Origin of the sequence: Peribacillus psychrosaccharolyticus ATCC 23296, assembly GCF_000305495.1 — a bacterium.
GTDB classification, from domain to species: Bacteria; Bacillota; Bacilli; order Bacillales; family DSM-1321; genus Peribacillus; species Peribacillus psychrosaccharolyticus.
The window spans coordinates 25881-46903 of the sequence record NZ_AJTN02000265.1 but is presented as its reverse complement, the minus strand read 5'-3'; the positions used below and the strand labels follow the sequence as shown (position 1 = coordinate 46903).

The following is a 21023-nucleotide window of genomic DNA, read 5'->3' as shown; positions in this document are numbered from 1 at the left end:
TCAATTGATAATGATTATCATTTAGGTAAAGGTTACTAATAAGGAGGAATTATTTTGACTAAAAAGCATTCATATAAAGCTCTAATGGGCGCGTTTCTGTGTCTATTATTACTTTTAACAGCTTGTGGTAAGGACGACGAAAAATCAGAAAAGAAATCAGAAAGTGAGCCAAAAAAAGAAATTACACTTACTGATGCAATGGGTGAGGTAAAGATTCCTGCAGATCCAAAGCGTATTCTTGCTTCCAATCTTGAGGACTCATTAGTTGCACTAGATGTAACGCCTGCCGCACAATGGGCAATCGGAACATCTGTACATGATTATTTACAGCCATATTTGAAGGATGTCCCAACCATCGAATGGAATATGCCGCTTGAACAAACCATTAATGCTGACCCTGAGTTAATTATCTTTAGCTCCCCTTCCGCGATTGAAGAAGGAAAATATGAAGAATATAAAAAGATCGCCCCTACTTATGTGTTTAAAGATGAAGATGCTGCAGACTGGCGCAAGCAGCTGCAAATAATGGGACAAATCGTTGATAAAGAAGATAAAGCTAAAGAAGTCCTTGCAGATTATGATAAAAAAGCTGAGCAAGCAGCAAAAGAACTTAAAACGTCTATTGGTGATGAATCTGTTGCTGTCATTTGGGTCATTGCTAAACAATACTATTTATTAGAAAGCAACCGCTACGCTGGTAATGTGCTGTACAATGATCTTGGTATTACCCAGCCGAAGATGATTCAAGACCTACCTCCTGCTGAAGCAAGCTGGAATCCAATCGCTTTAGAAGCACTGACTGAACTTGATGCTGACCATATCTTCCTAGCTAGTCTTCCAGGTGAAGATGGACTACAAGCATTGAAGGACAGCTCAGTATGGAAAGGCCTTCCTGCCGTAAAGAATAATCAGGTTTATGATATGGAAGATCCAAGCAACTGGACGATTAATGGGAAAATTGCTAGTGATGTGACCATTGATAACGTACTTAAAGCATTAAAATAAGAAGCTCCGGACTAAAGGCCGCATTACTCATTGAGCAATGCGGCCTTTGTTTATCTTAACTCATCAATAATTCTTTCTGCAGTCTTCTTCCCATTTGCAATACAATCAGGAATACCTACTCCGTAATACGAACAGCCTGCAAGAAAAATCCCTGGGAAAGCTTGATCCAATCTCTGTTCAAGTTTCTCTACAGACTGATGATGTTTAAGGGAATAATTCGGCATATTATCTTGCCACTTTGTTACTTGGCTTGAAACGGGCTCCGATGTAATTCCAAGACTTCGTTCGATATCTGAGAGCGCAACCTTCACTAATTCCTGCTCACTTAGATTCTTTAACTCCTCATAGGCAGGACTGGAACTTTTATAAAATAGTCGGACTAACAGCATATTGTTTTCAGAGGTATGAGACCACTTTCGACTTGTCCACGTACAAGCATTACAAGTGAGGTCACTTTCTTCAGAGGTAATATAACCTGTACCATCCGCGGGAAGTAAAGAATCAGGAATCGTAAAGCCCATATAAATACTTATAAGAGAGCTTGCCTTCAGCTGTTCAAACTCTTTAGCAAGTTCTTCATCCTGCAGTAATTTGTGTGCCGCTGAATGAGGCGTGCTTAGAATCAGATAATCGGTTACTAAATCTTCCTTATCACTGAAAGAAATTCGGTACCGGCCGTCTTCTTTACTAATTTTTTCTGCTTTTGTATTCTTCCATACTTCTGCATACTCTAATTTTTCTTCCAGATTATGGATAATCGTTTCCAGGCCGTTCTTAAAGGAAAGGAATTTCTTATTTCCAGATCCTTGAACCTGCTTTCTATTTTCTTCGATTCCCCTGATAATACTGCCATATTCATCTTTATAATCTAGGAGGTAAGGAAGTGTTGACGCGATCGTTAAGTCTTGTAGCTTACCAGAATAGACACCTGAAAGAACTGGGGCAATTTGTTTTTCAACTAGTTCCTTGCCAAGAAAAGCTTCAAGGAACGCGCCAATTGAATCATCCTTCGTGAAAGAATCATTTACTAGATAGAAGTCTTTAAGGGCCTCTACCTTTGCTTCAGCAGATACTAACTCACTTTTCGCCAGCGATTCTAGACTAGATGGTATCCCAAATACTGCATCGGCTGGAATTTGTTTAAGCACTCCTTCTGTATGGATAAACGACGTGCCTGTAGCATTATAAACGACTTCTTTACCTAAATTTAATTCTGCAAGAAAAGGAGCTACATTTTGTTTACGCGCAACAATTGAATCTGCTCCTGCTTCCATAATAAATTCACCGCTTTTGATGGTTTTAATTTTTCCACCTAACTGTTCGTCCGCTTCTATTAACACTAATTTCATATCAAGGTCTTTTTCTTTTACAGCTTTATCTAAGTAATACATGGCAGATAACCCAGTAATACCTCCGCCAATAACAACAACTGTTTTCACTCATGCCACCTCATTTATTTACTGCTTCTCTATTCACTCAATATATAAATTGTACCATAATGAATCACCTTAATGAATTGGTCGTAATACGAATCGTCACGTGTTAATCATTTGTTAACAAAAACGACAAATTCATAATAACGAACATTTTTAGGTAAATATTTCCTCAAAAAAGAGGTTTTTCTCTCTCCGTGTCTAATCCTAAGGTATATCATCCTATAAGCGAGGAGGAGCTCTGGCATGAACGATCAATTAGAGTACATCGGAAAAAAAATACAAGAGAAAAGCACAGAATTAGCATGGAGAACATGTGAGTTTTCTAAAGCAGATCATGTCTACAGCCTGAACTATACACGGTCAGAGAGCATTCATTCGATGCAGACAAGAACGTTTTACCTCCTTGGCAGCTATTTAGTATCATGTGATGAAGACACGAAGAAAACCTTACTCAGCTTTGCCGATATTTTTGCCCAGAAAGCTATTATCCGACTGTCTACTCTTGATCAAGTAATGCGCTTCGTTTATCTCTCTAGGACCATTATTTTTGATTTTCTAGAAGAGGAATTAAAACAAGGTCTCATTCAAACGGATACCGTCTTCCAAACGATGAAAATTATCGACCCTATATGTCTAAGTATTTCCAACACTTTTATCAATCATTATAACGATAAACTTTCGTCTACCAAGTTTGCTCTTGATGAATCAAATGAAGATTTAAGAATTACGCTTAAAGAGCTGACTGAATTAAAAAATGCATTAAACGAGGCAACTATTTTTTCCATTTGTGATCTACACCATCAATTTACATATGTAAATGATAAATTTTGCACTGCCTCTCAGTATTCAAAAGAAGAATTACTTGGGCAGCCTCACTCAATATTAGATTCCGCATTCCATCCCTCATTTTTTTTCGAGCAAATTGATAAAATACTTCTAAATGGACACGTTTGGAAGGGAGAAGTATTAAAGCAAGCCAAAGATGGCAGTCACTATTGGGTCGATACGACCATTGTGCCGCTTCTTGACCAATCAGGCACACCCTATCAGTTCATTTCGATTCAATACGATATTACCGAAAAAAAACGGGCGGAAGAAATGCTGCAAAAAACGGAAAAGCTTTCGATGGTTGGTGAGCTCGCTGCAGGTATCGCTCATGAAATTCGCAATCCTCTAACCACAATAAAAGGATTTGTCCAGTTGATGGGGGAATCGAAACAAGAAGATTATTTCACAGAAACCATATTGGGCGAAATTGAACGGATCAATTTTATTGTTAATGAATTTATGGTGTTTGCTAAACCTCATGATGTTCTCTTCAGTGAATGTAATCTGAGTGTACTGCTGCAAGATTTGATTAGTTTTCTCAAACCAGAGGCGCTTTTAAAAAACGTTACCATTTCTCAACACTTGCCGAAAGAGCATGTCACCATTTCTGGAGAGAAACATCAGCTTAAACAAGTCTTTTTAAATCTCATTAAAAACGCCATTGAGGCTTTACCGAACGGCGGAAATGTAACCTTAACCATGGAAACGACAAGGGAAGAAGTGATCATCTCTATTATCGATAATGGAATTGGCCTTTCATCAGACCAGCTTCAAAGAATAGGAGAACCATTTTTCACAACAAAAGCCAGTGGAAATGGACTTGGGCTCATGGTCAGCTACAAAATTATCCAAAACCATTCTGGACACATAACTGTAAAAAGTGAACCTAACAAAGGTACTACATTTAGTGTCAAATTTTCACGAGTTACCTAACCGAACCTGCTGAATAAAAAAGGAGTGAAAGTGGAAATGATCGATTTATTTAAGGATTTGTCAACCACCTGCCTTTCTGATGCAATGGAAGGAATGAATAATTTAGATTCTGCAATTAAACCCTTAAAGACTACCTACCGCTTTGCAGGCAGAGCAGTTACGATAAAAGTGCCTGTAGGTGATAATCTCTCTGTATTAGAAGGAATCCGTAAAGCTAAGCATGGAGATGTATTAATAATCGATGCCAAAGGAGATACTTACCGAGCAATAGCCGGTGATTTTGTGATTGGCATGATGCAAACAAAGGGAATCGCAGCTCTTGTGGTTGATGGAGTCATTCGTGATGTTATGCCGGTTAAAGCACTTGATTTCCCAGTATTCTGTAAAGGAACCACGGTGGCAGCTGGTGGTAAAGCAGGAGTTGGTGAAGTCAATATTCCTATTTCCTGCGGTGGAACAGCAGTAAACCCAGGAGACATTATTGTTGGGGATGCTGATGGCGTAGTGGTCATCCCCCAGGCACTAAGTGAAGTGATCCTGAAAAAAGCGCTTGAAAAGAAAAAAAGTGACGAAATCCGAGAAGAGAAAGTTTCTGGAAACCACGAAGAAATCAATAAATACTTAGACAACATGCTTCAGAATAATCTCCGTGGCCTGCCAACTAAAGAATAATGAAAAAACGTGCTAAAGGATTACTCCCCTAGCACGATTTTTTAAGATTGGTACGTTTTTTCTTCAATTAGAAATGCCTCTCGGAGGTTAATTTGCTGGCGAATTTTTTGAGCGAGTTCCCGTGTAAGTTTACCTTGCTCGTACATAGCTTGTACCTCGTCTCGTTCAGCTTGAAATGCCTTATAATGCAGCTCTTTTTCAAGCTTAAGCAATTTATCATTTGAACTTTTCAACATGTTCTCACGGTTCAGCTTCGAAATTAACCTGCGATATTCTCTAATCACGAGTAATGATGGTCCTCTATTTATTGGAGTCATATCAGCTTTAATCGCAGCAATGGCTGCCTTTGCTGTTTGTATCTTTAAATTACGTACCGCCACAACGGTTTGTATCGAAAGCTTGACCCTTTTTTCATTCTCCGGTGAAATGGATTTGAGCATTTTAAATGATGTTCGTTTCATAAAGACAACAGAGGTCATTAATCGGTACTTCATTTTATTGGTAACAGCTACTTCCATCCGATGGATAAACTGTTGTCCGATATAGGCGGTTTCACGATCCACCTTTTCTTCCTTAATTAATTCATTAATGCACCGCTTTTCCGCTACTAAGGCTTTGAACCGAATCTTTTCTTCCATATATTGATTATTAGCTGTATCCTCTGGGAGTTCCGGCAATTTCAGTCGTTCAATCAACTGCGTATATTTAGCTATGACAGCTAGTGATGCAGCCCTATTTTCCTCATTCAGTTCCGCTTCAATGCTTTGAATAGCAGCTTCCTTTACATGAATGATGGCTTTCCTTTCGAGCTCATCTTTATCTTCTTTTATCGATGGCTCTTCAGATTTAGATAGAATTGGTAAGCAAATACTCGCTACAATCAGTGTTAGTAAGATGACCCCTGCAGCAATAAAAATAAATAATGACCGTTCTGGAAAAGGACTACCATCATTCAAAACGTAAGGGATAGAAAAAGCACCTGCTAAAGTAACCGCTCCTCTTACCCCTGATACAGTTGTAATGAGTGCTGTCCTTTGTTTGAGCTTAAACAATTCCATTTTTCTCATCTTCCCTCCCAGCCACCACGATAGATTGAGCCAGATATATCGAAGAGCAAGAAGCGCACCCGTAATAATGACAATGTACCAAATAACTTGAGAATTATTGAATTCTGGATTTGAGAAAATGGTTTTGGACACACTTGGTAATTGTAAACCCAACAAAACAAAGACTAGGCCATTTAAAATATAGAGGATAACGGACCAAGTACTTGTCGACACAATTTTGAGCTTCATTGTCGGTGATTCTTCTCGGTCCCTTTCTATTGCATGTACAATACCAGCAGCCACTACGGCTAAGATCCCAGAAACACCAAAATGTTCAGCAATCAAAAAGATGATAAATGGAGTTAATAGTTGGATAAGCATATGGATTGTGACATCTTCCATCCCCCAACGCCTAATCAACATGCGCAGTCTAATTATGATATAAGAGAGAATAACACCTGCAATCATACCGCCTAAGGCAATCAAGACAAAACTGATCGTTGCTTGTCCTAACGAGAATACACCCGTTACAGTTGCCGCTACTGCAAACTTAAAAGCAACGAGTCCGGAGGCATCATTCATCAGCCCTTCCCCTTCAAGGAGATGCTTAATTCCTGAAGGCAATTTAGATCGACTGGAAATAGCACTCACTGCCACCACATCTGTTGGTGAGAGAATCGCCGCAAGTGCAAATGCAGCAGGCAATGGAATCGAGGGAATTAACCAATGTATTAAATAACCAATAACAAAAACGGTTACGAACACTAAACCTAATGCAAGCAATAAAATCGGCTTACGTAATTCCCAAAGAGCACTTCTCGGAACATTTTTCCCATCATGGAATAATAAAGGTGCAATAAATAAGACGAGAAAAAGCTCTGTTTCCATAGGCACATGAAAACCCAATGGTAGTAAAGCCAACAGTGCTCCAAGGGCTATTTGGATTAAAGGTACTGGAATAAAAGGGATAAAGTGATTAACCATATTAGAAATCCCAATTAATAACAACAAAACAAGGACAATAAGAAACATTTCCATACACGTAAGATCCTCCGATATATTTTACAAAGTTATCTGTTAGGGTACCATAATATCTTCTTCCCCATTACATTTCTATTGAGAGGATGATTAATAAGAGGAAGTATGTACTGATATTAATGGATTCTCTTCTCCCGTTTCCTTCAACTGCCAAAAAATTAGTATAAAAAACATCTTGAGCAGGCTGCTCAAGATGTGTTAATTATTTATTCAGCAGTAACGGTTTCTTCAATAACTTTGAGTCTTTCTGCTACTTCTGCTTCGGACAGATTTTGTTCTTTGACATATAAGTTCCGAGGGGTTACTCGACACTCATGTGTACAACCACGTAAGTACTTATGTTCACTTTCTTCCGTCGCAATAATTTGCTTATTACATTCTGGATTTGCACAATTTACATAGCGTTCACAAGGTTCCCCTGTGAAATAATCACGGGCAACAATCACATGCTCTTTACGATTGACAGGAACGGTAATACGCTCGTCAAAAACATAAAGCTGTCCATCCCAAAGCTCGCCTTGAACTTCAGAATCTTTCCCGTAAGTAGCAATCCCGCCATGCAGCTGTGATACATCTTCAAACCCTTCTTTAACAAGCCAGCCTGAAAACTTCTCACAACGAATACCGCCTGTACAATAAGTTAGGATTTTCTTTCCTTCAAGCATTTCCTTATTTTCACGAACCCATTCTGGAAGTTCACGGAAGGATTTAATATCCGGCTTAATTGAATTACGGAAATGTCCTACTTCATATTCATAATCATTTCTAGCATCTAGAATGACTGTGTCGTCATCTTGCATTTTTTCATAAAATTCTTTCGGGCTTAAATAACGGCCAGTTAGTTCGTTCGGATTAATATCATCCTCTAAACGAAGAGTAACAAGCTCATTACGTGGACGAACATGCATTTTCTTAAACGCATGATGGTCAGCCTCATCTATTTTGAATACCATTTCACTAAATTTTGGATCAGCGTTCATCATTTCCATGTACATATCCGTTTGTTCTATGGTACCCGAAACAGTACCATTAATCCCTTCAGCTGCTACAAGGATACGGCCTTTAAGTCCAATTTCCTTACAATAAGCTAGATGCTTTTTGGCAAACACCTCAGGATTTTCAATTGGTACATACATATAGTACAGCAACACTCTGTACGGCTTACTTTCAGACATTCTTGTTACCACCTATCAAGTTATATTTGCAAGATATAGTATAGGGATGGTGATCCTGTTCTCTTACAGTCATTTATTATACCAAATTTCGAAGAGAAATAGCAGGGGTTTTTCTGTAAACTCCAATTATGCTCATGCATGAATTCTACTTTGGAACAATAACATTTAGATGCTGGTTAAGAATTCGGGCTCTAAAAGGGAGTGGTACCCCTTCATCACCATCAATATTTACAGCTAGTTCTTCATCAGAACTAACGTCTAATAAGGAAGTCTGAAAATATTCTACTTGGTCATGCTTTTTTAGTTCGCCCCAAAGCAGACTCGGAATAATTTTCATAATATTAGGAAGCGAGAGATCCTTGATTATGAGTACATGTATCTTTCCATCATTTATCTGTGCATCAGGTGCTACTGCATTAAATCCGCCTACTGAATTCGTTAAAGCAGCCACCATTAGATAGGCTTCTCCCTGCCATTTCCCCAAATCGTGGTTTACCGTTAGCTTAAAAGGCGTCTTCTTAACAAGTGCTTTGCCGCCCTCTATTAAATAAGCCAATGGCCCGAGAAGCGTCTTTTGCTTGACGCTCACATTATAAGTTGCTTCAGCTACTGCCCCCACAGCTAAAACATTCATAAAAAACCGGTTGTTTATTTTCCCGATATCAGCTGCCTTCGTACGTTGTGATGACAACACGCTCGCTGCTTCTTCCGGATCAAGGGGAATAGAAAGCGCTCTGGCAAAATCATTGACAGTCCCAAGCGGAATTAGCCCAAATACCGGACGATGATGCTGTTCTGCTAATCCGTTTATGGTTTCACTGACCGTTCCATCTCCCCCCATAGAAATAACAGCATCATATTGTTGGTCACACGCATCATGAGCAAAAGTAACAGCATCCCCTTCTTGTTTTGTTTCCCGTACATACACTTCATCGTAGACTTCTTTCAGATTAGAAATCGCCCTTGGCAGGAGGTCTCTTGCTTTTTCCTTACCAGCAGACGGATTACAGATTATCATCGCTTTTGTCATCTTATCCTCCAGAGATTTCCGGCATTCTTTCCTATTTAAAAGATACCTCGGTTTCCCTTGTACTAAACCCCCTCCTTATGAGTTAGAATTTATTTCTCCACCAAGGAAAAAGGCACAGGTCTCGGACTCACCGTATGTTTTAAAATCATGAAGTACAACCATGGATCACTCAACTTTTAACAGTAAAAAAATTTAGGAACGGTTTTAGACCTGAATCTTCTATCTTTAAAATAATAAAGATAGATATTTTAATAGTTTAAAACCCTTATATATCAAGGTTCCAGTTAGTACCTATTTTTTGTAATAATATTGTAATCTTCCTGTTACTAATATGTTACCCCTTTTGGTTTATAGTAGGTTTAGCATTCACATCAGGGGGAATAAATATATGTTAAAGAAAATGATCGCTGCCTTGTCTATTGCCGCTATTTTCAGCTTTATTGCACCATCTATGAGTGAGGCTGCTACTTATCATAAACAAGCCATTTCAACAGCTAAGAAAAATATAGGCGTTAAATATACATACGGAGGCCTTTCACCAAAAGGCTTTGATTGTTCAGGACTAGTCAAATATTCATATAAAAAAGCCGGCAAAACATTACCTCGTACTGCAGCGGATATGTACAAAAAGGGTAAAAAAGTAAGCAAGAGCAAACTAACAACAGGTGATTTGCTATTCTTTGCACCAAATAAAGCAACTAGACCTACACATGTAGCCATCTATATGGGCTCTAGCAAAATGATTCACGCCGCTTCTTCTAAAGGCGTATCCATTGCAAGCACAAACAATAGTTATTGGAAACCAAAATATATTGGTGCAAAACGCATCTAACGATAGAGATAAAGAAAGGAGCCTCCTAGCAGGCTCTTTTTTTTGATTTAAAATGATCAGTCTTTTTTCACTGTTATTTCACAATTATTGTTTATACTAGTTAATAGTTAACTATCTACTGTCCAAACCTATCCTATTTGCTCACTAAGGGGGCTTGAATTATGAAACGGATGATTTGGCTGATGGTCTGTTTAATCGGCCTGATGTCACTACCGGAAATGACGTCTGCCCATGCCTATCTTAAACAGTCAAATCCTTCAGTAAATACAGAGCTTGAAACATCACCCAAGAATATCAGCTTAGTATTCAGTGAACCGATACAACCAGCTTTTCATCATATTGAAATTTTCGGTGAGGATGGAAATGCTGAATTACATGAAAGCTTTATTCCAGAGGACGATGAAACAAAGCTGATTGCTAAGTTGAAACAAGACCTTGGTAAAGGTACCTATACTATAAAATGGCGTGTGATTTCTAGTGACGGACACCCAATTGAAGGCACCATCCCCTTCACAATTGGCCAAGAGGCAGTTACTAAAGCTGCTGCAGAAGATCATTCTTCTGTTTATTTTCCTGGACTTGATAAAATACTTATACAAGGCATGCAATATCTTAGTTTTTCTTTACTAATTGGTTTTTATTTTCCATTTATGGCTGTTTCCTCGAAAAAAAACGTTCTATAGCTCTCAATTTTCGGGCATTATTTGGATAGCTTTTACGTTGCTGGCACTTAGTATATTGCTTAGCCTCCCGCTTCAGACAACTACTGATGCTGCCGTAGGCTGGAACAGTGTGTTCAAGGTTTCCTTATTAAAACAAACCGTCTTTCATACAACCTTCGGAACGATTTGGATGATAGAAATGGCTTTACTTGTCATTCTTTTTAGTAGTCTTCTACTAACTAAAAAAGTATTCCCTGCTGCCTATGGATCATTTCTACTTATTGCTGCATTAATGCTATGCAAGGCATCTATCGGTCATACAGCTGCAGTCAATAACCAAGTGCTCGCTGTGATTATGGATTTTTTCCATTTGTTAGGGATGTCCTTATGGCTGGGCAATTTATTGGCCTTGGTGCTTCTGCTGCCAGGAGAATCTAAAAAAGAAAAAGACAACTCAATCTATTGGCAAACCATACAGCGTTTTTCAACGTTTGCCATTGTTTTTGTCCTTATACTGCTAGTTACTGGTATCTATGCAAGTGTTCAGCATGTTTCCTCCATACAGTCATTAGTAAACACACTGTATGGAAAGGTACTCATTGGTAAAGTACTGTTAATGCTGATTATGATTGGAATGGGAGCTTACCATTTCTTTAGAGGTAAATTTAAAGAAAAAAATTAGGACCAAGTGTCCTGATTGAATTTTCAATAGGCCTGATTATTATTATCTTGGCAGCACTTCTGACAAACCTGCCACCTGCCGATTCTCATGAAATAGATAACTCACAAGTAATAACCATAGAAAACTACCAGGTTTCCCTTGAACTAACGCCATCTCAAACAGGCTTAAACGAATTGATGGTCCAAGTGTCAGAGAAAAATGGGACTATACCTGATATTGAACAAATCACTGGCACCCTTGTGTCATTGGATATGAACATGGGTGAAGGGAATGTAGTGCTTAAGAAAAAAGAGTCTGGAACCTATACCGCCGCACCTATTATCTCTATGGACGGTTCTTGGAAACTTTCCATTCATGTGCTAACCAAAGAATATGAATCCGTTGATGCAGACTTCCCCATCACAATCAGCAAGCCAAAATAAACACTAGGAGATAACAAGAATGAAAAAAATAGTCAGCACTTTTTCAAAAGTGATCATTGCCTCATTTACAGGAATGTTTTTATTTGCAGGAGCAGCAAGTGCCCACGTTTCCATTCAGCCAGCTGTATCAACACCTTCCGCCTGGGAAACTTACACCTTAAAGGTACCGGTTGAAAAAGACGTTCCAACGACCAAAGTCGTTGTAAAAATACCCGATGGTGTAACGTTCGTCAATTACCAGAAAGTGCCAGAATGGAAGGTAACGCTGGATAAAGGTCCATCAAACAATGTCCAAACAGTTTCTTGGACCGCAACAGGTGAAGGAATCCTAGCTGGGCAATTTCAACAATTTACATTCGTAGCGAAAAATCCAGAGAGTGAAACTGATATTGCCTGGGATGCTTTTCAGTATTACAAAGATGGCAGCATTGTTGAGTGGAATGGAAAAGAAGGTTCGGCAACACCTCACTCAGTAACAAAGGTAAGTACGGCCAGTACGGCGCCCGAACAACAGGATAGTCACCATGAACACGATGCTGTAGAAACAGAACAGGCGGCACCTGACAAAGGGACAGGGACAGACTCAAACAAAGCCGGTGAGGAAGATACTAATCCTCCAAGCCAGACTGCCCCTCTCATCCTTTCCATTGCCTCGTTGATTCTTTCTATTGCCGCCATTATTCTTGCCATTCGGAAGAAAAAATAAAAAGTAAAAAACAAAAAGGGCTTGCCTCACGGCAAGTCCTTTTACATACTTATAAATTATCTGATTTTTTTAATTTTTTTCTTATAAAAACCTATACATTTCCAAATAACGGGTATATACTGTATTATAACAAGAAACATAAATTATAAACTGTACTATAAAAAAGGGAGGGAAACTTACCATGCAAACTAAAAACCCAATGGAATTTTTCAGAAACTTACCGTCTAAACAATGTCCGGAATGCGGTGATGTGGTCCATGAACAAGCCGAATCCTACCTAATGGAATGTGACCGTTGCTTAGCAAAAAAAGAAGATTAATCGTCTATCGAGGAGGAAACTACTATGCAAACAATTAAACCTATGGAGTTCTTCAGAAATCTTCCGCCTAAACAATGTCCCGAATGTGGTATTGAAATTAGTGAGCAAGCTGAATCTTACTTAATGGAATGCGATCACTGTTTGTCTAAACGCGAAGATTGAAACGAACCCATACTAAGGAGGAATAAAAAATGCAAATCATTAAACCTAAAGAATTCTTTAGAAACCTGCCGTCCAAACAATGCCCCGAATGCGGAACTCATATCAATGAACAGGTTGAATCCTATCTAATGGAATGTGATCACTGTTTATCTAAACGAGACGAATAAAAAACAACCCCTGGTTTCAGGGGTTGTTTAATGTTGCACATATTTTTTTGAATAGCTTGATTCTGGCTTAGATAACCCTAAATATTCACGCAGTGTCGACCCCTGGTAATCTTTCCTGAATACTCCTCGTTCCTGAAGTATCGGTACGACCAGATCAACGAAGTCCTCTAATGCATCCGGGAAGGTAGGCATCATTAAGTTAAAGCCATCCGCTCCCCCTTTGTCTATCCACTCTTCCAATTGGTCAGCAATTTGCTCAGGATTCCCAAAGATGATTCGATGACCTCTTGATCCTGCTACCTTTTGATATAACTGCCTAATAGTTAGTTTTTCTCTTCTTGCTAAATCAATAATCAATTGTCTGCGGCTTTGGTTGCCATTTGTTTCAGGAATATATTCTGGAAGCCTATCATCAAGAGAATAATTGGAAAAATCAAGTCCCCCTAAATAATCACTCAAAAAGGCGAGACCTATTTCTGGAACAATCAACTCCTGCAGCTGTTGATACTTTTCTCTGGCTTCTTTTTCCGTACGCCCTACAATTGGAGATACTCCAGGCATTATTTTAATTTGATCTGGCAATCTCCCATATTCTATTGCTTTATTTTTTACCATTGCATAAAAGGCTTGAGCTTCTTCAAGTGTTTGCTGTGCCGTAAAAATCACATCCGCAGTTTTGGCAGCAAGGGAAGTTCCCGCATCTGAAGATCCAGCTTGGATAATGACCGGTCTCCCCTGGGGTGAACGAGAGGAATTCAGCGGCCCTTCGACTGAAAAATAGTTCCCCTTATGGTTTAAAGCATGCAATTTTTCATTATCAAAATAAACACCTGTTTCTTTATTACGGACAAGGGCATCTTCCTCCCAAGAGTCCCATAAACCCTTTACGACTTCAACAAATTCAAAGGCTTTATCATAGCGAACCGAATGATCCAAATGGTTATCTCGATTAAAATTACCAGCCTCTGATTCATAATAAGATGTCACTACATTCCAAGCAGTCCGGCCATCATTCAAATGGTCAAGCGAGGAAAATTTCCTTGCAATGTGGAAAGGCTCATTATAGGTTGTTGAAGCCGTCGCAGCTAGACCAATTTGGGTTGTCACTGCCGACAAATAGCCAAGTAAAGTAAACGGTTCGAATCGGACCAATTCTGCTGGATGTGATAATCCGTTAAACGACAATCCATCACTTAAAAACAGCATATCAAACTTGCCTCTTTCAGCGATGCTTGCTAAATTTTGAAAAAACCGAATGTCTTCACTGCCGTCTGCAGGGACATTCTTATGCCGCCAAGATGCAATATGATGACCCGTTCCCATTAGAAACAATCCTAAACTCATTTGTTTCCCCATCATCAATCCTCATTTCTTTTGATAGACCGGATTCCATTTTAATAAAAGTTGTTCAAGCAGTTTTGCCAGAGAATCCGCGAGTTTACCAAGCAAGGCATATAGTATGATTGCCAGAACAACAATGTCCAATTGCATGAACTCCCTTGCATTCATCGCCATATATCCGATTCCTGAACTCGCAGCTACCGTCTCAGCGACTATCAGTGTTAGCCACATCATACCTAAAGCGTAGCGAAGCCCGACCAGAATTGAAGAAAGAGCCCCAGGGAACACAATATTCGTAAACAATTTCCACTTTGACAACCCATACACCTTGCCCATTTCAATTAAGTCACTATCAACCGAACGTATTCCATGATACGTATTAATATAGATTGGAAAAAAGACACCGATAATAACCAAGAATATTTTTGCCTCCTCACCCACTCCAAACCATAAAATCACAATTGGGATTAAAGCTAGATGAGGAATGTTTCGCAGCATTTGAATGGTTGAATCTAAGTACTTTTCAGCATTCTTTGAAATACCATTCACTAAGCCGAATAGTAAGCCTAAACCACCGCCGATTAGAAAACCGCTGAAGGCACGCGTAAAACTAACACCAATATGGGTGAATAACTCGCCACTTTGAACTAAAACAATTCCAGCTTTTATTACATCTACTGGTGAGGGCAGCACCTTCCCTGAAATCCAGCCAAATTGGGAGAACAATTGCCAAAAGGTTAGCAGCAAAATGGGGATGAACCAAGGAGCGGCTTGATCATAAACCTTTCTCTTTCTAATGTTCATCAAGAATCACCTCTTCGAATGATTATTTGCTTTTCGGCTCCCAGACATGATCCTTTATAGTAACTGCCTTATTAATAAGCCCAATATCGAGCAAATCATCAGCTTCTGCTTGAAGATCATTTATCGCTTCATCCTCAATAAATGAAACATCTGACTTTTTCCGTCCAAGCACTTTGCTCCAAATATCCTTAGCAATATTCGTTTCCTTTTGTAATAGGTCAGCTGCTTCAGCTGGATCTTCATCGATTGATCCTCCAACCTTTGAGACATTCTTAACATACGATTCAACTATTTCAGGGTGTTCATCCGCAAACTTCGAGGTACTAAAGTAGAAAGATCGAAAAGGAACAATTCCCTCAGCATCCCGCAAGACAATATTCCCTTTACTCTCAGCTACCGTCATATAAGGATCCCATACGACCCAAGCATCTACATCCCCCTTTTCAAAGGCTATGCTTGCATCAGGAGGATTCAAAAAAACCGGTTCTACATCATCAATGGTTAAACCTACTGATTTAAGAGCCTGGGTAAGCAAATACTGAGAAATAGATGCTTTATTAAAGGCAATTTTCTTTCCCTTTAGTTCTTCAAGAGACTTAATCCCAGATTCTTTACTTACCAGAATCCCCTCAGCATTTGTGGCAGATGCTTCACCAGCAATGTACACAAAATCCATCCCCTTAGAAAGCGCCATTATCGACGGTGCATCTCCACCATTAGCTATGTCGATGCTTCCAGCATTCAGTGCTTCTAAAATAGAGCTCGCAGTACTGAATTCAGACCATTTTATTGAATAGCCGCCTTCTCCAAGCTCCTTTTCCAATACTTTCTTTGCTTTAAGCGTCAGTGTAGTTCCATTTTTTTGATAGCCTATGTTGATGTCTTCCTTTTTACCTGCCCCTCCATTGTCTCCGCAGGCAGTTAGTAAGAAGAGCATCAAAAACAAGGGAAGTACACGTATTTTCTTACCATTCATTCTTAAGCCTCCCAGTCTAACATTCATTTATAAATCACTTGTTTGGCGAGCTTAGCTTTTACTCTTGGAATAACAGAAGCTCCTATTTGTTTAATTGTTTCTAAATGTGGAAATCCCCTGAGCAGTACCTTATCAAAACCGAGCTCCACAAATTCAACCACGCGATCCGCTACTTGTTCAGGTGTACCAACAAGGGCAATTGAATTTCCTGATAATACTTGTGTTAACCCTGCCCATAAATTAGGCCCAATTCGGAAATTATTCTCTTTGCCGTTTTCCATCAATTGATGTAGCCGCTTCACCCCATCCGAATCACCTTTAGCGGTAAGCTCGCCTTTCTTTTCTAGAAGATTAGCTCCTGATTTACTAAGAAGTCGATTCGCGTTATCCCATGCTTCTTCCTCTGTATCACCGAGAACAACTTGAAAGGATACGCTGTAACTTAATTCACGATTTTTATCTGCTGCTCTTTTTTTCATTTCGTCGATTCGCAGCTTTATATTCTCGAGCGTTTCCCCCCACATCATGTAAACGTCTGAAACATCAGCGGCAACTTCCTTTCCAACTTCAGATGCACCACCAAAATAAATAGCCGGAACAGAAGCAGGTTTCGGAAATAGTTCCGCATTCTTCAACGTATAAAACTCTCCTTCATAATCGAAAGTCTCTCCCTCGAATAATTTCTTTAGAACAGTGATGAACTCATGTGTTCGACGATATCGAGTATCGTGGTCTAAAAAGTCACCGTCTTTTGCTAGTTCGACCGGCGAACCGCCTGTCACAATATTAATAAGCGCCCGACCATTCGACCAATAATCAATCGTGGCAAATTGCTTTGCAAAGGTCGCAGGAGCAGTGAAACCAGGACGAACGGCAAATAAAAATTTTAAGGTTTCCGTATAGCTTGTGAGCATAGCTGCAACTGTCACTGAATCAAGGCATCCCGTCCCAGTCGGCAACAAAAGGGATGAAAAACCACCTTCTTCTGCTGCCTGTGCAATAGCTTTAATATAGTCCAGTGTCGGGAGACGTTCCGCACTTTCATCCGTTCCTGTCCAGCTCTCCACCGGCTTAGAGTTTGGGTTAGGAACACCTACGAACTCACCATCTCCTGAAGTTGGAGCCATTGTAATAAATTCGACCATTATTCATTCCTCCTCAACTATTTTTATGAAACGCTCGCAGCTGCTTTCAATTTAGTACGTTTGGATTCCTGTTTTCCAAGGACTTGATTCAGCACTTTACTCTCTAATTCATTAAAGATAGGATTTTCCCTGCTGCGCGGCCGCTCTAACGGTATCTGAAGATCCAGTTTGATTTCACCTTCCTCGATCAGGATCACTCGATCAGCCAGCATAATGGCTTCACTGACATCATGGGTGACCAAAAGAACGGTAAAGGATTGCTGCTGCCATAGTTTCTCGATAAGCGCCTGCATCTCGATTCTTGTCAAAGCATCAAGTGCCCCAAGAGGCTCATCAAGTAATAATAGTTGAGGCTGTGCGGCGAGTGCCCTGGCAAGAGCCACCCTTTGCTTTTGCCCGCCTGAAAGGACAGATGGCCATTCACCTTCGCGATCCTGCAGGCTGACTTGTTCAAGCGCCCATGCAGCGCGATTCTTCCAGTCATTCTTTAAGCCGATGCCAATCCCCACATTTTCAAGGACTGATTTCCATGGCAGCAGACGAGCATCTTGGAACATTACACGTGCTTTCCTATTCAAGCCGACAATCGGCTTTTTATCCTGTATAATCTCACCCTCCGTTGCCTCTTCAAGCCCGGCTAAGTGTCGGAGTAAAGTACTTTTACCACAACCGCTTTTTCCTACTATCGCTACAAATTCCCCTTGGCGTATCTTCAAATTAACTCCTCGAAGTACCTGGAGACTGCCAAATGATTTCTTCAAGTGATTAATACCTAACTCCACACCACTACTCATGTTCATCACCTCTTCATTTCATTTGCTCGGAACAACAACTTCAGCAGGTAGCTCTTTTTGGGTACGAACACTCTGTGTTTTAACAAGCTCTTGAAATTCTTTAAAGGGTAACTCTCTTTCAAGTTGAAAAAATAGCACCTGATCATACTGGGCCTTTTGATAAGACAATTCACAGAATGTCTGTGGCGGCGATGCGAATACGGTTGCTCCTTTTTCTTCAGCAAAACGTAAAGCTGCACCGCGTCTGCCTTCCTTTAGGTCTGCTGCTGGATTAGGATAATCCTTGAATTGATTTGCTTCTGTGTCGAATATACGAATAGAACTTCCTTCAATGATTGGCAAGATGATTTCATTTTCATCAATAACAGCAGCTACTAGCATGCATAATCCTCCTCTTCTACCTATCCACATGTTTTAATCCTGACTAAAACGGTGTGATTAGTAAGTAAAACCACTATATCGCAGTTCAGAGTATTTGCATAATTGAAAAAATTGAAGAGAAGATTCAAGATTATTGAAGTGTAGTTAACTAATAACTAATCGTTTTATGATTGGAGAGATTATCTCGAATAAGTTCTAGTAGATATTCCACGGATCCATGGTTGAATCGTTCTGCTCTGCGAACAATGCCGACTGTTAACCCTCTCTCGAAATCAGAGATTGGTCGGATAACCAGGCCGGATGGCGGCGGGGTGACGGTAACTAGAGGTACTACAGCAATTCCAAATCCTGCTTGAACATAATATTTTGCAGCTAGCATATTACTTACTTCCATTTCATACCGGGGATTAATTCCTGCTTCAAGCATCTGTCGTTCAAGATTATTTCGAAAAGGACAAAAGCTGCTCGTTGCTATTAGTGACTCGTTCTGTAAATCCCTTATAGAAACCTTCTCTTTATGGGAAATCGGATGGTTAATGGGCAGTAACAAAACGACCTCCTCAGAAAAAAGCGGCTCGAATACCATCCCGGATGCTGTATCCGGGGCGGCACACAAAGCCAAATCAATCTCATCCTGAGTAATCATGTCACTAATTGCTTTGCTGCTATGAATTTGAACACTTAATTGAACCTTTGGATACTTAACCGTAAAAGGAACAAGGAGTTCTGGGAATCGGTAGCTCGCTGTCGGCTCCATAACACCGATGCGAATCATACCTGATTCACCTTGAACTAAGTCTGACATTGCATTTTCCAGATTTTCAAAGCCTTTTAGAAGCAAATCTCCTTTTTCATTTAATAATCTCCCTGCCTCAGTTAGCTGCAGTTTTTTTCCACGTTCTAATAAAATAACGCCCAGATCTGCTTCAAGATTTTTTATATGGGTGGTAATTGTCGATTGAGCATACATCAATTCCTCAGCTGCTTTTTGAAAACTGCCGCATTTCACAATGGTTTTAAATGTTTTGATTGTCCTCAAATCCATAGAAGAGTCCCTCCCTCTCCTTCATTACTTGCTCGCTTCACTATATTTAACAGCAGCTTCAAGTGCTTGGTCAATATCATTAATAATGTCCTCAATATCCTCAAGACCAATGGACAGTCTGATTTGTTCAGGTGTAACCCCCGCTTCAACTTGTTCTTCTGGAAGCAGCCTCGAATGAGTTGTACTCGCCGGATGGATGACCAATGTCTTGGAATCACCCACATTGGCAACATGTGAAAGTAGGTTAACCGAATTAATGAACCTCTTCCCTGCTTCTAGTCCGCCCTTTATTCCGAAGGTGAAAATGGAACCTGCCCCCTTCGGCAGATAGGTTTTAGCAAGCTCGTATTGTGGATTGTCTTTTAGGGTCGGATAATTAACCCATGCCACGTGCTCATTGGCAGCAAGAAAAGCAGCCACTTTTTCCGCATTGCTCACATGCTGGCGAACTCTGAGTGATAATGACTCGAGTCCCTGAATGAATAACCAGCCGTTAAATGGCGAAAGTGAAGCTCCCAAATCATGCCCCAACTCAAAACGTGCCTTTACAATCAATGCATTCGAACCGCCCACTTCCAAATATGAACGATTATTAAGACTCGGCTTTTTCACTGTAAATTCAGGATACTTACCGTTATCCCATGGGAACTTTCCAGAATCAATGATAGCTCCCCCAATTGAAGTCCCATGACCGCCGACAAACTTTGTAATAGAATGAACAACGATATCTGCCCCGAATTCAAGCGGTTTTTGAAGGTATGGAGTGGTAAATGTACTGTCAACGACCAGCGGAATTCCTTGTTCATGGGCAATTTCTGAAAGAACCTTTAAATCAGCAATTTGAAGTCCCGGATTACCAATCGTTTCAGTAAATACGGCTTTTGTCTTATCCGTAATAGCTGAGGCAACAGCGGCTGGATCTCTTCCATCAACAAATTTCACCTTAACCCCAAACCGTGGAAAGGTAACCGAAAATAAATTATATGTACCTCCATACAGCGCATTTGTAGCTACAATTTCATCACCTGCCTTAGCAAGGGTTAATAGTGCTATAGAAATGGCCGCCTGGCCCGAGGATACGGCAAAGGCTCCATTTCCCCCTTCAAGCTGGGCAAGCCTTTTTTCCAGTACCGCATTTGTCGGGTTCGCATTACGCGAATAGACGTAACCTTCCTTCTCCATTTTGAAGAGTGAAGCCGCATGCTCTGTATCCTCAAAACCATAAGACGTTGTTTGATACAATGGTACAGCCCTTGAACGTGTTACCGAATCCATCACTTGGCCGCCATGTAAAGCGATTGTGTCAAAATTTAATGTCGTCTCTTCTTTTTTTGTCATTTTTATGTCTCCTTTTATTTGGACTTGAAAACAAAAAAACTCTTCTTACCAATAGATAAGAAGAGTTTTGTACATAAATAGACT

The 21023-nt window shown here is 40.0% G+C and carries 23 protein-coding genes; 11 read left to right on the top strand and 12 right to left on the bottom strand.

Annotated features, from left to right (window positions below):
- The first annotated feature begins 54 nt into the window (after window positions 1-54).
- Entirely contained in the window at window positions 55-1005 is a 951-nt protein-coding gene (locus WYK_RS22975) for an ABC transporter substrate-binding protein (RefSeq protein ID WP_235782589.1), read from the top strand.
- A gap of 50 nt (window positions 1006-1055) precedes the next feature.
- Here WYK_RS22975 and WYK_RS22970 read toward each other — a convergent pair whose 3' ends face one another.
- The gene (locus WYK_RS22970) at window positions 1056-2444 is read right to left on the bottom strand and encodes a protoporphyrinogen oxidase (RefSeq protein WP_040376748.1); all 1389 of its coding nucleotides are present in this window, start codon (window positions 2442-2444) and stop codon (window positions 1056-1058) included.
- 240 nt (window positions 2445-2684) lie between these two features.
- On the opposite strand from WYK_RS22970, the gene WYK_RS22965 reads away from it, so the two are divergent.
- Window positions 2685-4202 carry an ATP-binding protein gene (locus WYK_RS22965; protein ID WP_040376746.1) on the top strand — a complete coding sequence of 506 codons (1518 nt, stop codon included), beginning with the start codon at window positions 2685-2687 and terminating at the stop codon, window positions 4200-4202.
- Window positions 4203-4238: 36 nt separating this feature from the next.
- The gene (locus tag WYK_RS22960; RefSeq protein ID WP_051387871.1) at window positions 4239-4874 is read left to right on the top strand and encodes an RraA family protein; all 636 of its coding nucleotides are present in this window, start codon (window positions 4239-4241) and stop codon (window positions 4872-4874) included.
- A 41-nt stretch (window positions 4875-4915) separates the two neighbouring features.
- Here the strand turns inward: WYK_RS22960 and WYK_RS22955 are convergent, their stop codons facing one another.
- The 3 genes from WYK_RS22955 to WYK_RS22945 all read right to left on the bottom strand — a co-directional run bounded on the left by WYK_RS22955 (window position 4916) and on the right by WYK_RS22945 (window position 9163).
- Window positions 4916-6958, bottom strand: coding sequence for a Na+/H+ antiporter (locus WYK_RS22955; RefSeq protein WP_040376745.1), 2043 nt, complete (start codon window positions 6956-6958; stop codon window positions 4916-4918).
- A 206-nt stretch (window positions 6959-7164) separates the two neighbouring features.
- Window positions 7165-8133, bottom strand: a complete 969-nt coding sequence (trhO, locus tag WYK_RS22950; RefSeq protein ID WP_040376743.1) for an oxygen-dependent tRNA uridine(34) hydroxylase TrhO — start codon at window positions 8131-8133, stop codon at window positions 7165-7167.
- A 145-nt stretch (window positions 8134-8278) separates the two neighbouring features.
- The gene (locus tag WYK_RS22945; protein WP_040376742.1) at window positions 8279-9163 is read right to left on the bottom strand and encodes a diacylglycerol/lipid kinase family protein; all 885 of its coding nucleotides are present in this window, start codon (window positions 9161-9163) and stop codon (window positions 8279-8281) included.
- 388 nt (window positions 9164-9551) lie between these two features.
- Here WYK_RS22945 and WYK_RS22940 point away from each other — a divergent pair, with 388 nt between their 5' ends.
- From WYK_RS22940 to yhfH (WYK_RS24340), 8 genes are all read left to right on the top strand, one after another.
- On the top strand, window positions 9552-9995 hold the full coding sequence (locus tag WYK_RS22940; protein ID WP_040376740.1) for a C40 family peptidase: 444 nt from the start codon (window positions 9552-9554) through the stop codon (window positions 9993-9995).
- Between the two features lie 161 nt (window positions 9996-10156).
- The gene (locus tag WYK_RS22935; protein ID WP_040376738.1) at window positions 10157-10678 is read left to right on the top strand and encodes a copper resistance CopC family protein; all 522 of its coding nucleotides are present in this window, start codon (window positions 10157-10159) and stop codon (window positions 10676-10678) included.
- A 37-nt stretch (window positions 10679-10715) separates the two neighbouring features.
- Window positions 10716-11339, top strand: coding sequence for a copper resistance D family protein (locus WYK_RS22930; protein WP_040376737.1), 624 nt, complete (start codon window positions 10716-10718; stop codon window positions 11337-11339).
- A gap of 47 nt (window positions 11340-11386) precedes the next feature.
- Window positions 11387-11761, top strand: a complete 375-nt coding sequence (locus tag WYK_RS22925) for a FixH family protein (protein WP_040376735.1) — start codon at window positions 11387-11389, stop codon at window positions 11759-11761.
- 19 nt (window positions 11762-11780) lie between these two features.
- The gene (locus tag WYK_RS22920) at window positions 11781-12467 is read left to right on the top strand and encodes a YcnI family copper-binding membrane protein (protein ID WP_051387869.1); all 687 of its coding nucleotides are present in this window, start codon (window positions 11781-11783) and stop codon (window positions 12465-12467) included.
- Window positions 12468-12648: 181 nt separating this feature from the next.
- Window positions 12649-12786 carry a protein YhfH gene (gene yhfH, locus WYK_RS24350; RefSeq protein WP_081705021.1) on the top strand — a complete coding sequence of 46 codons (138 nt, stop codon included), beginning with the start codon at window positions 12649-12651 and terminating at the stop codon, window positions 12784-12786.
- A 24-nt stretch (window positions 12787-12810) separates the two neighbouring features.
- Window positions 12811-12948: a protein YhfH gene (gene yhfH / locus WYK_RS24345; RefSeq protein ID WP_081705020.1), complete on the top strand. Its 138-nt coding sequence runs from the start codon at window positions 12811-12813 to the stop codon at window positions 12946-12948.
- 29 nt (window positions 12949-12977) lie between these two features.
- Entirely contained in the window at window positions 12978-13115 is a 138-nt protein-coding gene (yhfH, locus tag WYK_RS24340; RefSeq protein ID WP_081705019.1) for a protein YhfH, read from the top strand.
- 27 nt (window positions 13116-13142) lie between these two features.
- Here the strand turns inward: yhfH (WYK_RS24340) and WYK_RS22915 are convergent, their stop codons facing one another.
- The 8 genes from WYK_RS22915 to WYK_RS22880 form a co-directional block, all read right to left on the bottom strand.
- Complete coding sequence (locus WYK_RS22915) at window positions 13143-14474, bottom strand: LLM class flavin-dependent oxidoreductase (protein ID WP_040376734.1); 1332 nt, start codon at window positions 14472-14474, stop codon at window positions 13143-13145.
- Between the two features lie 6 nt (window positions 14475-14480).
- Window positions 14481-15260 (bottom strand): aliphatic sulfonate ABC transporter permease SsuC, encoded by a 780-nt coding sequence (gene ssuC, locus WYK_RS22910; RefSeq protein ID WP_174391546.1) that lies wholly within the window; start codon window positions 15258-15260, stop codon window positions 14481-14483.
- 22 nt (window positions 15261-15282) lie between these two features.
- Window positions 15283-16236, bottom strand: a complete 954-nt coding sequence (locus WYK_RS22905; RefSeq protein WP_040376732.1) for an aliphatic sulfonate ABC transporter substrate-binding protein — start codon at window positions 16234-16236, stop codon at window positions 15283-15285.
- A gap of 23 nt (window positions 16237-16259) precedes the next feature.
- Window positions 16260-17381 (bottom strand): LLM class flavin-dependent oxidoreductase, encoded by a 1122-nt coding sequence (locus WYK_RS22900; protein ID WP_040376731.1) that lies wholly within the window; start codon window positions 17379-17381, stop codon window positions 16260-16262.
- 23 nt (window positions 17382-17404) lie between these two features.
- Complete coding sequence (locus WYK_RS22895; protein ID WP_040376729.1) at window positions 17405-18181, bottom strand: ATP-binding cassette domain-containing protein; 777 nt, start codon at window positions 18179-18181, stop codon at window positions 17405-17407.
- Between the two features lie 12 nt (window positions 18182-18193).
- Entirely contained in the window at window positions 18194-18556 is a 363-nt protein-coding gene (locus tag WYK_RS22890) for a hypothetical protein (protein ID WP_040376728.1), read from the bottom strand.
- Window positions 18557-18704: 148 nt separating this feature from the next.
- On the bottom strand, window positions 18705-19601 hold the full coding sequence (locus WYK_RS22885) for a LysR family transcriptional regulator (protein WP_040376727.1): 897 nt from the start codon (window positions 19599-19601) through the stop codon (window positions 18705-18707).
- A gap of 24 nt (window positions 19602-19625) precedes the next feature.
- Window positions 19626-20939 (bottom strand): O-acetylhomoserine aminocarboxypropyltransferase/cysteine synthase family protein, encoded by a 1314-nt coding sequence (locus WYK_RS22880; protein ID WP_040376726.1) that lies wholly within the window; start codon window positions 20937-20939, stop codon window positions 19626-19628.
- Window positions 20940-21023 lie beyond the last annotated feature (84 nt).

Excerpts from the sequence above, each read along its gene's own strand:
- WYK_RS22955 (WP_040376745.1), bottom strand. The coding sequence starts at position 6,958 with ATGGAAATGTTTCTTATTGTCCTTGTTTTGTTGTTATTAATTGGGATT.
- yhfH (WP_081705019.1), top strand. The coding sequence starts at position 12,978 with ATGCAAATCATTAAACCTAAAGAATTCTTTAGAAACCTGCCGTCCAAA.
- ssuC (WP_174391546.1), bottom strand. The coding sequence starts at position 15,260 with ATGAACATTAGAAAGAGAAAGGTTTATGATCAAGCCGCTCCTTGGTTC.
- WYK_RS22890 (WP_040376728.1), bottom strand. The coding sequence starts at position 18,556 with ATGCTAGTAGCTGCTGTTATTGATGAAAATGAAATCATCTTGCCAATC.
- WYK_RS22920 (WP_051387869.1), top strand. The coding sequence starts at position 11,781 with ATGAAAAAAATAGTCAGCACTTTTTCAAAAGTGATCATTGCCTCATTT.
- trhO (WP_040376743.1), bottom strand. The coding sequence starts at position 8,133 with ATGTCTGAAAGTAAGCCGTACAGAGTGTTGCTGTACTATATGTATGTA.
- WYK_RS22905 (WP_040376732.1), bottom strand. The coding sequence starts at position 16,236 with ATGAATGGTAAGAAAATACGTGTACTTCCCTTGTTTTTGATGCTCTTC.
- WYK_RS22885 (WP_040376727.1), bottom strand. The coding sequence starts at position 19,601 with ATGGATTTGAGGACAATCAAAACATTTAAAACCATTGTGAAATGCGGC.
- WYK_RS22935 (WP_040376738.1), top strand. The coding sequence starts at position 10,157 with ATGAAACGGATGATTTGGCTGATGGTCTGTTTAATCGGCCTGATGTCA.
- WYK_RS22945 (WP_040376742.1), bottom strand. The coding sequence starts at position 9,163 with ATGACAAAAGCGATGATAATCTGTAATCCGTCTGCTGGTAAGGAAAAA.
- yhfH (WP_081705021.1), top strand. The coding sequence starts at position 12,649 with ATGCAAACTAAAAACCCAATGGAATTTTTCAGAAACTTACCGTCTAAA.
- WYK_RS22960 (WP_051387871.1), top strand. The coding sequence starts at position 4,239 with ATGATCGATTTATTTAAGGATTTGTCAACCACCTGCCTTTCTGATGCA.
- WYK_RS22895 (WP_040376729.1), bottom strand. The coding sequence starts at position 18,181 with ATGAACATGAGTAGTGGTGTGGAGTTAGGTATTAATCACTTGAAGAAA.
- WYK_RS22900 (WP_040376731.1), bottom strand. The coding sequence starts at position 17,381 with ATGGTCGAATTTATTACAATGGCTCCAACTTCAGGAGATGGTGAGTTC.
- WYK_RS22915 (WP_040376734.1), bottom strand. The coding sequence starts at position 14,474 with ATGATGGGGAAACAAATGAGTTTAGGATTGTTTCTAATGGGAACGGGT.
- WYK_RS22940 (WP_040376740.1), top strand. The coding sequence starts at position 9,552 with ATGTTAAAGAAAATGATCGCTGCCTTGTCTATTGCCGCTATTTTCAGC.
- WYK_RS22965 (WP_040376746.1), top strand. The coding sequence starts at position 2,685 with ATGAACGATCAATTAGAGTACATCGGAAAAAAAATACAAGAGAAAAGC.
- WYK_RS22880 (WP_040376726.1), bottom strand. The coding sequence starts at position 20,939 with ATGACAAAAAAAGAAGAGACGACATTAAATTTTGACACAATCGCTTTA.
- yhfH (WP_081705020.1), top strand. The coding sequence starts at position 12,811 with ATGCAAACAATTAAACCTATGGAGTTCTTCAGAAATCTTCCGCCTAAA.